This is a genomic window from Streptomyces sp. NBC_01463 (assembly GCA_036227345.1).
In the GTDB taxonomy this organism is placed as follows: Bacteria; Actinomycetota; Actinomycetes; order Streptomycetales; family Streptomycetaceae; genus Streptomyces.
On record CP109468.1, the window covers coordinates 7,319,248 to 7,331,297 of the forward strand.

The following is a 12,050-nucleotide window of genomic DNA, read 5'->3' on the forward strand; positions in this document are numbered from 1 at the left end:
CCAACCCCGCTCACGGCGACGACGGCATCGCGGGCAGCGGGAGCGGCAGCCCCGGCAGCCCGTCGATGCTGGTGGCGATGTACTCCTTCTTCTCGAAGTACGCGCTGAGCGACGCATCGTCGTCCCGCGAGAAGCGCTGCCCGTGCAGCGTCCGGTCCTCGTCGTAACTCATGAACGGCACGCCGTACCCGCAGCTGTCCCGGATCATCTCCGCGGTCACCACGATGATCGCCCGCAGCCCGTGCCGGGAGGGGTCCACCCCGTCGAACCGCCCGAGGAGTTCCGGGAACCGGGCATCGTCCCGGAAGACCGGCTCACCGTGGCCGTGCACCCGCACGATGTTCGGCGGCCCCTGGAACGCGCACCACATCAACGTGATCCGGCCGTTCTCGCGCAGGTGCGCCACGGTCTCCGCGGTGCTCCCCGCAAAGTCCAGATACGCCACGCGCCGCTCGTCCAGCACCACGAAGGAACCGCTGACACCCTTGGGGGAGAGGTTGACGGTGCCCTCACCGTCGAGTGGCGCGGTCGCGGCGAAGAAGATGTGCTGCTCCTCGATGAAGGTGCGCAGCCGGCCGTCGATGCGTTCGTGTGTTTTTCCCATGGTCTGAGTATCCGTGCCGACTTCGGTCGGAGCGGGAGGATTTCAGGGGGTGGGACGGATGTGCCCGGCCGCTCTCAGCAGTCGCTGCGCCGCCACCTGGACCACCCGGGGCCGGTCGGGCACGTTCCGCTCGGACAGCCACTCCGGGGAGAACCCGCCGGCGTGGGGGAGCAGGGCCCGGGTGGCCGCCCTGACCACGGCGGGTGACGGGTCGTCGATCAGCGGGGCCAGCCGGTCCCGGGTCACGGCGTCGAGCGCCCGCAGCCCGCTGACCGCGTGCACGCGGACGCCGGGAGCGGGATGGCTCACCAGCGCCCACAGCGTCTCCGCGTCGGAGCGGTCACCGCATTCGCCGAGTCCCGAGACGGCGCCCGGCACGGTGACCTCGCCCGCGCACATCGCCCGGTACAGCGGCAGCGGATCGGTACCGCCCTGCCGCAGGACGTACCGGGCGCAGGCCCGGACCACTCCCGAACGGTCCGCGAGCCAGGCCCGCGCCTCGTCGTGCCGCCCGGTGCGGCGCAGCGCGGTGACGCCGGCCGCCCGTATGCGTCCGGCCCTGGCCGCCAGCAGCGTCCCGAGCACGTCGTCGTGGTCCTCGTCCCGCATCGAGGCGATGGCCGCCTCCGCGCAGAGGTCCCGCAGGGAGGCGTCGCCGGAACCGGCGGCCAGGCGGGCCAGCCGGCCCGGTGCCAGAAGGCCGCGGTCGAGGGCGACGCGGTGGGCGAAGCGGCTGGTGGCGCGGTCCTCGCTGTCGAGCAGGTCCTCCACCTGTGAGGCGGGGCCTTCGCGCAGTTCCCGGTCGAGCAGGTCCACCGCGAAACGGCCCTGTTCGCGCCGGGCCAGCAGGAGCAGCAGTCCCGCGCACGGGAGGAGCGAGGGCGGGGGCATCTCCGACAGCAGGGCCCGGGCCCGTTCGCGTACCGGAGCGGCCCAGTCCGCGCACCGCACGATCAGGAGCGGCAGCAGGGCGGGGAAGCCGGGCACCAGGTCGAGGGCCGCCTCGCGGACCCGTCCGTCCGGATGGCACAACTCGACGGCGGCCTCGGACTCCGACCTCTCCCGGCGGCCTCGGCCGCCCCGCCCCAGCGACGGCAGCGGCGCGTCCCGGTCCCGGCGCAGCCACCGGCCGCCCGGTGCGACGTATGTTCCGAGGTCCCGGGGCGGCAGGTCGCGTATCGCGCTGTCGAGGGCCGGCCAGAATTCCGGCGGAGCGTCCGCCAGTACCTCGTGCAGGGGCAGACCGCCTGCCAGCTGCGATGCCGCCGTCCGGACGTCGTTCATGAGCCCCCCTCGGGCGTGCCGAGTGCCGACCGTATCGGGGAGAGTGGGATGGAGCCCGCGAATTACCCGGCGGCCGGGGCGCCCTTCAGCAGCTTTGACAAAACATACAGAGGACCGCATAGTTATGCCTGCGAGTGATTGCGGCAGCAGCTGCCCCCGGATCGCGCCGTGAGCAGACGTCCGTGACCGGACGCGTCCCACGCGTACGGGGAAGCGGCCGCACATCCCCACCCCCTGGTTCTTCCGAGGAGCACGAGTGAGCAACGGCAACGGCAACGGCGACGTACGTCTCTGGGGCGCCCGTTTCGCGGACGGTCCGGCCGAGGCGCTGGCCCGGCTGTCCGCGTCCGTCCACTTCGACTGGCGGCTCGCGCCGTACGACATCGCCGGCTCCCGCGCCCATGCCCGCGTCCTGCACAAGGCCGGTCTGCTCACCGAGGACGAGCTGACCCGGATGACGGCCGGTCTCGACCAGCTGGAAGCGGATGTCGCGGACGGCTCCTTCACCGGGACCATCGCCGACGAGGACGTCCACACCGCGCTGGAGCGCGGCCTGCTGGAGCGGCTCGGTCCGGATCTCGGCGGCAAGCTGCGGGCCGGACGGTCCCGCAACGACCAGATCGCCACGCTCTTCCGGATGTACCTGCGCGACCACGCCCGCATCATCGGCGGACTGATCGCCGACCTCCAGGACGCCCTCGTCGGTCTCGCCGAGGCCCACCCGGACGTGGCCATGCCCGGCCGTACGCATCTGCAGCACGCCCAGCCGGTGCTGTTCGCCCATCACGTCCTGGCCCATGTGCAGCCCCTGTCCCGGGACGCGGAGCGGCTGCGGCAGTGGGACGCGCGGACCGCCGTCTCGCCGTACGGCTCCGGCGCGCTCGCCGGCTCCTCGCTCGGGCTCGACCCCGAGGCGGTCGCCGCCGACCTCGGCTTCGAGGGCGGCTCGGTGGGCAACTCCATCGACGGCACGGCCTCGCGGGACTTCGTCGCCGAGTTCGCGTTCATCACCGCGATGATCGGCGTCAACCTCTCCCGGATCGCCGAGGAGATCATCATCTGGAACACGAAGGAGTTCTCCTTCGTCACCCTGCACGACGCCTTCTCCACCGGCTCCTCGATCATGCCGCAGAAGAAGAACCCCGACATCGCCGAACTGGCCCGGGGCAAGTCCGGCCGGCTGATCGGCAACCTGACCGGGCTCATGGCCACGCTGAAGGCCCTGCCGCTCGCGTACAACCGCGACCTCCAGGAGGACAAGGAGCCGGTCTTCGACTCCTGCGACCAGCTCGAGGTCCTGCTCCCCGCCTTCACCGGCATGATGGCCACCCTCACCGTCAACCGCGCGCGCATGGAGGAGCTGGCCCCGGCCGGCTTCTCGCTCGCCACCGACATCGCCGAGTGGCTGGTCAAGAAGGGCGTGCCGTTCCGGGTCGCCCACGAGGTCGCCGGTGAGTGCGTCAAGGAGTGCGAGCACCACGGCATCGAGCTCGACGAGCTGACCGACGAGCAGTTCGCGAAGATCTCCGAGCACCTCACCCCCGAGGTCCGCACGGTCCTCAACGTCGCCGGCGCGCTCGCCTCGCGCAGCGGACGCGGCGGTACGGCCCCCTCGGCCGTCGCCGTCCAGCTGGCCGAGGTCAAGGCGGACCTCGCCACGCAGCACGCCTGGGCGACCGCCCGTAAGTAGCCGGACGGGCATCGCGGGCTACGTTGGGGGTAGGCGAGATTCCTGCCGATCATGAGGAGCCCGCGATGCCGTTCGCCCGACTGGCCACAGCGACCACCCCGACCGCCCACATCGGGCTCGGCCTGGCGGCGGTCGGCAGGCCCGGCTACATCAATCTCCACCGCGACGTGGACCTGCCGGACGAGCGCACCGTCGACGCGCTGCGCGCCCGGACGCACGAACTCCTCGACGCGGCGTACGCCCAGGGCGTCCGCTACTTCGACGCGGCCCGGTCCTACGGCCGCTCCGAGGAGTTCCTCGCCGACTGGCTGACCGCCCGGCCCGAGATCCGCGACATCGTCGTCGGCAGCAAGTGGGGTTACACCTACACCGCCGACTGGTCCGTCGACGCCGAGGCGCACGAGGTCAAGGACCACGGCCCCGGTACGTTCGACCGCCAGCGTGCCGAGTCCGCCGCCCTGCTCGGCGACCGGCTCGACCTCTACCAGATCCACTCGGTGACCGCCGACAGCCCGGCCCTCACCGACAAGGAACTCCACGCCCGCCTCGCCGGTCTCGCCGACGAGGGCGTCAGTGTCGGCCTCTCCGTCAGCGGGCCCGCCCAGGCCGACGCGATCCGGGCCGCCCTCGCCGTCACGGTGGACGGCACGCCCCTCTTCCGTACGGTCCAGGCCACCTACAACGCGCTGGAGACCTCGGCAGGTCCCGCGCTCGCCGAGGCCCATGACGCCGGGCTCACCGTCATCGTCAAGGAGGCCATGGCCAACGGCCGGCTCGCGGGGACGGAGGCGCCCGCCGTGATGCGGGAGATCGCCGCCGAGGAGGGGCTGGGCAGTGACGCCGTCGCCCTGGCGCTGGTGCTGCACCAGCCCTGGACCGGAGTGGTGCTCTCCGGTGCCGCGACCGTGGGCCAGCTCGCCGGCAACCTCCACGCGGCCGTCCTCGACCTCGACGAGGAGCGCAGGGCGCGGCTGGACGCACTGGTGGAGGAGCCGGAGGCGTACTGGCGGCACCGCGCCTCGCTCCCCTGGAGCTGAAGCCCGGCGGCCTCGGGGCGGACCGGCTTCAGCCCGCCGTTCCCCGGCCGTCCGCCCACGCGGCCAGCGCGTCGAAGTCGGACCGCTCCAGCCCCACCCTGGGATCTATCCAGCGCAACAGGCTCTCGCCGCCCGCCCCGTGGTCCGCGACCCACGCCCGGTCGTGCTCGGTGATCTCGTCGTCGACCCACGCGAACGGCCGCCCGGCCGCGTACTCCACGACGTACTGCGTCTTCCAGTACGTCCCCGCCGGAGCGTTGCCGTGCATGGCCGGCCAGTCGATGTGCGGCAGCTCGGGCAGTCCGAGATGCGGCCCGACCCATTCGTTGGCCTCCGCCTTCCAGGTGGTCGCCCAGATCAGCTCGTAGCGGCCGGACAGCGCGAGCAGTTCCTCGCCGTGCCAGGGGTTGAGCAGAACGGGCAGCGCCGGGCCGGAGGCCCACCCTGTCGGCCGCATGCGGTGCCTGGTGTATCCCTCCGGCGTGCGGCGGCGGGAGAGCGCTGCGTACGGATTGAGCGGACCGTCGATGTCGATCAGCAGCAGCGGCTTCATGCCGACATGGTCCTCCGTCTCCGGCCGAAAACGCGAGCCTCTTTCTGGTGAGACGTCAGTGTCTCAAATGGGTTAGTGTCGTCTCATGACTCTTGACCGTGAGCAGGTGCTGCGCAGCGCCGCCGCCCTGCTGACCCGTAAATCGACGGCCACCATGGACGAGGTCGCCAAGGCCGCCGGCATCGGCCGCGCCACGCTCCACCGGCACTTCGCCGGACGGGACGCCCTGGTCAGGGCGCTGGAGGAGCTGGGGATCCAGGAGTTCGAAGCCGCCCTCGACGCCGCGGCGCTCGACCGGGGCACCTCGGAGGAGGCGCTGCGCCGGTTCGTCGCGGCCGTCGAGCCGAGCGCCGGACTGCTCTCCTTCCTCGTGACCGAGAACCAGCTCTTCGAGGGCGACGAGCTGAACGAGGGCTGGGACCGGCTGGACGCGCGGGTCTCCGCCTTCTTCCTGCGCGGCCAGGAGCGCGGCGAGATCCGCATCGACCTGACGCCCGCGTGGCTGACCGAGGCGCTCTACGGCATTCTCAGCAGCGCCGCGTGGGCCGTTCAGGCGGGCCGGGTGGCCGGCCGGGACTTCCAGTACATGATCGTCGAGTTGCTGCTCGGCGGCGCACGCCGGAGCGTGGAGCAATGAGCAGCATGGAACAGCAGCCGGAGCCCGCGCCCGAGCTGTACCGCCCCGGGCGGTGGATCGCGCTGTCCGTCCTCGTGCTCGCCGTGCTCCTGGTGGCGGTCGACGCGACCGTCCTCGGCCTGGCGACCCCGTTCCTCAGCGAGGACCTGGAGCCGACCGGCACCCAGCTGCTCTGGATCGGCGACGTCTACTCCTTCGTCATCGCCGGGCTCCTGGTCTCGATGGGCAGCCTCGGTGACCGCATCGGCCGCAAGAAGCTGCTGCTGTGCGGGGCCACCGCCTTCGGCGCCGTCTCCGTACTCAACGCGTACGCGAACTCGCCCGAGATGATGATCCTGGCCCGGGCCCTGCTCGGTGTCGCGGGCGCGACCCTGATGCCGTCCACCCTCGCCCTGATCCGCAACCTCTTCCACGACGCCCGCGAGCGGAGTCTCGCCATCGGCATCTGGGGCGCGATGGCCTCCGCCGGTGCGGCGGTCGGACCCGTCGTCGGCGGGTTCCTCCTGGAGCACTTCTGGTGGGGCTCGGTCTTCCTGATCAACCTGCCGGTCATGGCCGTGCTCGTCGTGGTCGGCATCAAGATGATCCCCGAGTCGAAGAACCCGGCGCCCGGACCGTGGGACCTGCCGAGCGTGGCGCTCTCGCTGGTCGGCATGATCGGGTTCGTCTACGCCATCAAGGAGCTCGCCGCACACGGCGGAAGCTGGGAGGTCGCCCTTTCGGGCCTCGGCGGCCTGGTGTTGCTCATGTGGTTCGTACGCCGGCAGTTCCGGCTCCCCGCCCCGCTGCTCGACATGAGGCTCTTCCATCACCGGGGCTTCTCCGGCGCGGTGCTCGCCGACCTGCTGACCATCCTCGGCCTCTCCGGCCTGGTCTTCTTCCTCTCGCAGTTCCTGCAACTGGTCCAGGGGCGCGGACCACTGGAGGCCGGGCTCGCCGAGCTGCCCGCCGCGGTCGGCGCGGTCACGGCGGGCCTGCTGGCCGGAACCGCCGCCCGCCGCTACTCCGTACGGGTTGTGGTGACCTGGGGTCTTGCCGGCATCGGCCTGTCCCTGGCCGCGGTCTCCTTCGTCCACAAGGACACCGCCTACCCGCTGATCGGCGCCCTCCTGCTGGTCGTCGGGGTGGGGGCCGGCCTCGCCTTCACGGTCACCTCCGACGTGATTCTCTCCAGCGTCCCGAAGGAGCATGCCGGTTCCGCGTCCGCGGTGTCCGAAACGGCGTACGAGCTGGGAGCAGCCCTCGGTATCGCTCTGCTCGGCTCCATCGTCACCGGGGTGTACCAGGGCTTCAACGCCCCCGCCGGAACCCCGCCCGACATCGCGGCGGCCGCCCACGAGTCGCTGGGCGGCGCGGTCGAGGCGGCCGAGGCGCTGCCCGAACAGGAGGCGACGACCCTGGTCTCCGCCGCCCAGGACGCCTTCGTCGACGGGCTGGGGGCGGCCTCCGCCATCGGCGCGGTGGTGCTGCTGGCGACGGCGGTCGCCGCCTGGTTCCTGCTGCGCGGCCAGGAGCTGGAGGAAGGCATCGTCCACGACTGAGAACGCCATCAGCGAGCAGGCGCACGGCCGGGAAGGTCCTACCGGGAAGGCCCGCGGCTGAGAGGCCGCGCCGGACGCCGATCCGCCGGTCGAGTGGAACGACATACGGAAGGGCCCGTACCGCCAACCGGGGTACGGGCCCTTCCGTATGTCCTGTGCCGCGCCGTCGTGCTCCGGCTCAGGCGGCCTTCGCCTTGGTCGCATACATGTCGACGTACTCCTGGCCGGACAGCCGCATCACCTCGGCCATCACGGAGTCCGTCACCGCCCGCAGCACATAGCGGTCGCGGTCCATGCCCTCGTAGCGCGAGAACTCCATCGCCTCACCGAAGCGGACCGTGACCTTGCCGGGCCGCGGCAGACCGGAGCCGCCCGGCTGCAGCTTGTCCGTGCCGATCATCGCGAACGGCACCACCGGGGCGCCCGTCATCAGCGTCAGCCGCGCGATGCCGGTACGGCCCCGGTAGAGCCGGCCGTCGGGGGAGCGGGTGCCCTCCGGGTAGATCGCGAAGGCATTGCCCTCCTCCAGGATGCGGCGGCCCGTCATCAGCGCCGCGACACCGCCGCGGCCGCCGTCCCGGTCCACCGGGATCATGCCGACACCGGTGAAGAACCAGGCCATCAGCCGGCCCTTGAGCCCCTTGCCCGTGACGTACTCGTCCTTGCCGATGAAGGACACCGGACGGTCGCAGCAGATCGGCATGATCATCGAGTCGATGAACGTCAGGTGGTTCCCCGCCAGGATCACCGGCCCGGAGCCCGGAATGTTCTCGATGCCCTCCATCCGCGGACGGAACATCAGACGCAGGATCGGTCCGAGCACTGCCTTGATGAGTGCGAGTCGGGACAACGGTTCCTCCGGTGTAGTGGCCGGGCCGGCCGAGGCGACGGATGGTGAGGGTCCATGCAGGTGAGGACGATACTCGCGGGTACTCGCCGATCGCACATCGGGTTCACCCAGTGGATACGCAGTGTTGACGTGTGTTTGCGCCATGTTCGTCCAGGTGCCGCCGCCAGGACCACGCCGCTGCCTACGCTCGGTCCTCGCCCGACAGGTGCCGGACATCACATGCGAGGAGCATTCATGACAGAGCGTGCGCAGGCCAGTCCCGGACGACGGACCGTCATGGGCGCGGGGGCCGCGGTACTCGGCACGGCCGCCCTCGGGATCACCGGGACGGCGCAGGCCTCGGAGAACACCGCGGGGAAGTCCGGCGGGCACGGCGGCGGTCACCGCCTCGACCTGCCGGTGCCCACCGTCATCGGACACCGCGGCACCAGCGGCTACCGCCCCGAGCACACGCTCGGCTCCTACCAGCTGGCCCTCGACATGGGCGCGCACATCATCGAGCAGGACCTGGTGCCGACCAGGGACGGCCATCTCGTATGCCGCCACGAGAACGACATCACCGCCACCACCGACGTCTCCGCCCACCCCGAGTTCGCGAGCCGCAGGACCACGAAGACCGTCGACGGTGTCGCCCTGACCGGCTGGTTCACCGAGGACTTCACCCTCGCCGAGCTGAAGACGCTCCGCGCCAAGGAGCGCATCCCCGGCAACCGGCAGAAGAACACCCTGTACGACGGCCGCTGGGAGATCCCGACCTTCGAGGAGGTCCTGCGCTGGGCCGACCGCGAGGGCCGCAGGCGCGGCAAGCCGGTCTGGCTGTACGTCGAGACCAAGCACCCCACCTACTTCCGCGGCCTGGGCCTCGGCCTGGAGGAGCCGCTCGTCCGACTGCTGCGCCGCTACGACCGGCACCGCGCGCAGTCGCCGCTCATCCTCCAGTCCTTCGAACCGGGCAGCATCCAGCGGCTGTCCGGGCTCGTCGCCACCCCGCGCGTCGTCCTGCTGTCCGGCGCCGGCACCCGGCCGTGGGACTTCGTCGTGTCGGGGGACCCGCGCACCGTGGACGACCTGGTGAAGCCCGCGGGCCTGAAGTGGATGGCGTCCTTCGCCCAGGGCATCGGCCCCACCCTGGACCTGGTCATCCCCAAGGACGGCTCCGGCAAGCTCGCCGAACCCACCACCCTGGTGCGGGACGCGCACGCGCAGGGCCTGATCCTGCACCCGTACACGATGCGCAACGAGAACACCTTCCTGCCCGCCGACTTCCGCCGGGGCACCGACCCGAACGCGTACGGCGACGCGTTCGGCGCCTTCGCCGCGTACTTCGCGACCGGGATCGACGGGGTCTTCTCCGACAACCCGGACACGGCGCTGCTCGCCGCGGCCGACTTCGCCGGCAAGCGGTAGCGGCCCGGCAGCAGTTGCGGTGCGGCGTCAGCACCCGGCCGGGGCGTGCCCCGGTCGGGTGGTGCCCGGCCCGTTCGGCAACCGGCCGCGGGCGAAGGGCGTCGGGTGGGGACATGACGCTTCTCGATCATCCCCGCGGACTGCCCGGTCCGGCCGCCGCGACCGTCGTCCGCACGCTGTATCCCCTGGTCAGCGCCGAGGCGGGAGCGGAGTCCGCAGCCGCTGCCACCGGTGCTGCGGTCGACCGTGCCGATCTCGAACAGTCGGTCTGGCTGCGGCTGCTGGAACGCCTCGCCGACCAGGGGCCGCCGGGCGACCCCGCCCGCTGGGTGCGGGACACCGTCAGGGCGGAGGCCCGCCGGGCCCGTCGCACCGCCCGGCACGAACGCCCCTACCGTGACGAGAACGCCCCCGACCCGGCCGGCTGCCCGGAGCGGGCCGTCCTCGGCGCCGACGAACGGCGCAGGCTGCGCGCCGCCGTGGCCCGGCTTCCCGCCCGCTGCGCCCGCCTCATCGGCGCGCTGCTCGCCCCGGGCGATCCCACCTACCGGGAAATCGCAGGGGCGTTGGGTATGTCACAGGGGAGTTTGGGTCCGATCCGTTCCCGATGCCTTGGATGTCTGCGCAGAATGCTGGCGGCGGAGGTTGTAGCTCCTGAACTGCGGGGAAAGGAGCGGTAGACAACCGGCGGATCAGGTGAGCGAGAGGCATGCGCAGATGGGCATGAGCGTGATCATCTCGGCGGCGAGTGCACAGGACGCCGAACAGATCTTGAAACTCCAATACCTCTGTTTCCAGAGCGAGGCGGAGCTGTACGGCAACTACCGGATCGACCCCCTCGTCGAGACCCTCGACGCGATGCGCGCCGAGATCGCCACGAACCTGGTGTTCGTGGCACGCCTCGGCGAGGAAGTCGTCGGTTCGGTACGCGGGTCGATGGCGCAGGACGGTGCCGGTGAGATCGGGCGCCTCTGCGTCCACCCCCGGCTCCGGGGACACGGCCTCGGCGCCCGCCTGCTGGGAGCGGTGGAGGCCGGACTCACCGACCAGCGGTCGGCCACCCGCTACTGCCTGCACACCGGACACCGGAGCGAGGGCAATCTGCGCCTCTACCGGCGGGCCGGCTACGCCCCCGTCGGTGACGCCACCGGTCAGGACGGCGTCCGGATGATCCTCCTGGAGAAGGAGGCCTCGGCGCCCGCCTATGTGACGAGCGCCTAGGCGTCACGCGGTGCGCGCGCGGCGCAGCCACATCATCCCGGTGACCGGAAGGATCACCGGGATGAACAGGTAGTCCCTGCCGAAGTACGACCAGACGGTGGCGTCCGAGAACGCGGACGGCTCGACGAGCGTCCACGTACCCACGATCAGCACCCCGGCGAGCTCGGCGGCGCAGCACACCAGAGCCGTCCGGCGCGCCCTCTCGCCCCCGCGCACCAGCGAATAGGTGATGAAGCCGTAGACGGCGGCGGCGGCGGCCGACAGCACGTAGGACAGCGGAGCCTTTCCGAAGTCCAGGATCATCTGGACGATGGCACGGGACGCCGCCGCGACGGTGAACACGCCGTAGAACCAGACCAGTACCCGGCCGGGCCCGGTCCCGAGGTCGAACGGCTGCTTCTCGCCGGGGGCCGCTTCGGGGGTGCGCTCGGTGTCGGTCACGGTCAGTTTCCCCAGATGTCGTAGAGCCGTACTTCGAGAACGGCCAGCACGACCGCGCCCGCCGCCACCGTCACCGAACCCCACCGGGTCCGTTCGCTCAGCGACAGGAAGCCCGCCGCGGGCACGGCGAGGAAGGCCCCGATGAGATACGCGATGAAGATGGTCATGCCCTGCTCCGGCCGCTCGCCGCGGGCCAGCTGCACGATCCCCACCACCAGCTGGGCCAGCGCCAGCAGCGAGACCACGGCCATCCCGATGAAGTGCCAGTCCTTGGTCGGCTGGTCCCGGTAGGCGGCGAATCCGCACCAGGCGGCGAGGGCGAGGGCGGCCACGCCGACCGCGATCGTCAGGGCGTCAAGCATGAGCCGAGGGTATTACGGGCGGATCCGCCCGCTGCGTGCGCCCCCGCACCCGCACGCCGCAAGCCCACGGCAACCAAGATCCCGTCCGGCCGGACAGAGAGGTCCCGTGCGGTCCGTGCCGGTCCGCCCCGGGCGGGGGAGCGGTGGTCCGGGCGCCGTGGCCTTGGCCACACATACGGGCGGCCCCGGTCGGTGGCACTGGGTGCATCCGCAGCGCTCGTTGCACTGTTCATGCAGGTCACAGCTGTGTGGTGGATTCCCGGCGGGCCGGCCCGTCCGGCGCGGACGCACCATCCACGCTCGTCCGCTATCCGGACAGCCGGTTCGGCAGGAACGTTACGTCTGTTTTACTTGGGGCATGACCACGACGAGCAGCCGCATCCTTGCGACCGAGGCGATCACGACGCCCGGTGCTCGTTGTAT

Annotated in this window: 13 protein-coding genes; 7 read left to right on the forward strand and 6 right to left on the reverse strand. The window is 71.5% G+C overall.

All coding sequences use genetic code 11. The features are described 5' to 3' along the window. Positions 1 to 10: 10 nt before the first annotated feature. Complete coding sequence (locus tag OG521_32345; GenBank protein WUW25199.1) at positions 11 to 604, reverse strand: pyridoxamine 5'-phosphate oxidase family protein; 594 nt, start codon at positions 602 to 604, stop codon at positions 11 to 13. A gap of 42 nt (positions 605 to 646) precedes the next feature. Continuing rightward, positions 647 to 1,888: a hypothetical protein gene (locus OG521_32350; protein ID WUW25200.1), complete on the reverse strand. Its 1,242-nt coding sequence runs from the start codon at positions 1,886 to 1,888 to the stop codon at positions 647 to 649. Positions 1,889 to 2,144: 256 nt separating this feature from the next. On the opposite strand from OG521_32350, the gene argH reads away from it, so the two are divergent. After that, positions 2,145 to 3,578: an argininosuccinate lyase gene (gene argH, locus OG521_32355; GenBank protein WUW25201.1), complete on the forward strand. Its 1,434-nt coding sequence runs from the start codon at positions 2,145 to 2,147 to the stop codon at positions 3,576 to 3,578. 65 nt (positions 3,579 to 3,643) lie between these two features. Continuing rightward, positions 3,644 to 4,615, forward strand: coding sequence for an aldo/keto reductase (locus OG521_32360; GenBank protein ID WUW25202.1), 972 nt, complete (start codon positions 3,644 to 3,646; stop codon positions 4,613 to 4,615). Between the two features lie 28 nt (positions 4,616 to 4,643). Here OG521_32360 and OG521_32365 read toward each other — a convergent pair whose 3' ends face one another. Beyond that, complete coding sequence (locus tag OG521_32365) at positions 4,644 to 5,168, reverse strand: hypothetical protein (protein WUW25203.1); 525 nt, start codon at positions 5,166 to 5,168, stop codon at positions 4,644 to 4,646. 85 nt (positions 5,169 to 5,253) lie between these two features. Between OG521_32365 and OG521_32370 the strand changes: the two genes are divergently transcribed. Both OG521_32370 and OG521_32375 read left to right on the forward strand, forming a co-directional pair. Beyond that, complete coding sequence (locus tag OG521_32370; protein ID WUW25204.1) at positions 5,254 to 5,805, forward strand: TetR/AcrR family transcriptional regulator; 552 nt, start codon at positions 5,254 to 5,256, stop codon at positions 5,803 to 5,805. Further along, entirely contained in the window at positions 5,802 to 7,346 is a 1,545-nt protein-coding gene (locus OG521_32375) for an MFS transporter (GenBank protein WUW25205.1), read from the forward strand. Before OG521_32370 ends, OG521_32375 begins: the two co-directional genes overlap by 4 nt. A 178-nt stretch (positions 7,347 to 7,524) precedes the next feature. Here OG521_32375 and OG521_32380 read toward each other — a convergent pair whose 3' ends face one another. Beyond that, entirely contained in the window at positions 7,525 to 8,196 is a 672-nt protein-coding gene (locus OG521_32380) for a 1-acyl-sn-glycerol-3-phosphate acyltransferase (GenBank protein ID WUW25206.1), read from the reverse strand. A 234-nt stretch (positions 8,197 to 8,430) separates the two neighbouring features. Here OG521_32380 and OG521_32385 point away from each other — a divergent pair, with 234 nt between their 5' ends. From OG521_32385 to OG521_32395, 3 genes are all read left to right on the forward strand, one after another. After that, a complete protein-coding gene (locus tag OG521_32385) occupies positions 8,431 to 9,603 on the forward strand; it encodes a glycerophosphodiester phosphodiesterase (GenBank protein WUW25207.1) in 1,173 nt (390 codons plus the stop codon). Between the two features lie 113 nt (positions 9,604 to 9,716). Further along, positions 9,717 to 10,283: a sigma-70 family RNA polymerase sigma factor gene (locus OG521_32390; GenBank protein WUW25208.1), complete on the forward strand. Its 567-nt coding sequence runs from the start codon at positions 9,717 to 9,719 to the stop codon at positions 10,281 to 10,283. 37 nt (positions 10,284 to 10,320) lie between these two features. Further along, complete coding sequence (locus tag OG521_32395) at positions 10,321 to 10,824, forward strand: GNAT family N-acetyltransferase (protein WUW26880.1); 504 nt, start codon at positions 10,321 to 10,323, stop codon at positions 10,822 to 10,824. A 3-nt stretch (positions 10,825 to 10,827) separates the two neighbouring features. On the opposite strand, the gene OG521_32400 is transcribed toward OG521_32395, so the two are convergent. Together OG521_32400 and OG521_32405 are read right to left on the reverse strand one after the other, a co-directional pair. Continuing rightward, on the reverse strand, positions 10,828 to 11,265 hold the full coding sequence (locus OG521_32400) for a hypothetical protein (GenBank protein WUW25209.1): 438 nt from the start codon (positions 11,263 to 11,265) through the stop codon (positions 10,828 to 10,830). A gap of 2 nt (positions 11,266 to 11,267) precedes the next feature. Next, positions 11,268 to 11,627 (reverse strand): hypothetical protein, encoded by a 360-nt coding sequence (locus OG521_32405; GenBank protein WUW25210.1) that lies wholly within the window; start codon positions 11,625 to 11,627, stop codon positions 11,268 to 11,270. Between the last annotated feature and the right edge of the window lie 423 nt (positions 11,628 to 12,050).

What these genes read in the sequence shown, in the direction of transcription:
- OG521_32345 (WUW25199.1), bottom strand. Translation starts at nt 604, where the DNA reads ATGGGAAAAACACACGAACGCATCGACGGCCGGCTGCGCACCTTCATC.
- OG521_32350 (WUW25200.1), bottom strand. Translation starts at nt 1,888, where the DNA reads ATGAACGACGTCCGGACGGCGGCATCGCAGCTGGCAGGCGGTCTGCCC.
- OG521_32360 (WUW25202.1), top strand. Translation starts at nt 3,644, where the DNA reads ATGCCGTTCGCCCGACTGGCCACAGCGACCACCCCGACCGCCCACATC.
- OG521_32365 (WUW25203.1), bottom strand. Translation starts at nt 5,168, where the DNA reads ATGAAGCCGCTGCTGCTGATCGACATCGACGGTCCGCTCAATCCGTAC.
- OG521_32370 (WUW25204.1), top strand. Translation starts at nt 5,254, where the DNA reads ATGACTCTTGACCGTGAGCAGGTGCTGCGCAGCGCCGCCGCCCTGCTG.
- OG521_32375 (WUW25205.1), top strand. Translation starts at nt 5,802, where the DNA reads ATGAGCAGCATGGAACAGCAGCCGGAGCCCGCGCCCGAGCTGTACCGC.
- OG521_32385 (WUW25207.1), top strand. Translation starts at nt 8,431, where the DNA reads ATGACAGAGCGTGCGCAGGCCAGTCCCGGACGACGGACCGTCATGGGC.
- OG521_32390 (WUW25208.1), top strand. Translation starts at nt 9,717, where the DNA reads ATGACGCTTCTCGATCATCCCCGCGGACTGCCCGGTCCGGCCGCCGCG.
- OG521_32395 (WUW26880.1), top strand. Translation starts at nt 10,321, where the DNA reads ATGGGCATGAGCGTGATCATCTCGGCGGCGAGTGCACAGGACGCCGAA.
- OG521_32405 (WUW25210.1), bottom strand. Translation starts at nt 11,627, where the DNA reads ATGCTTGACGCCCTGACGATCGCGGTCGGCGTGGCCGCCCTCGCCCTC.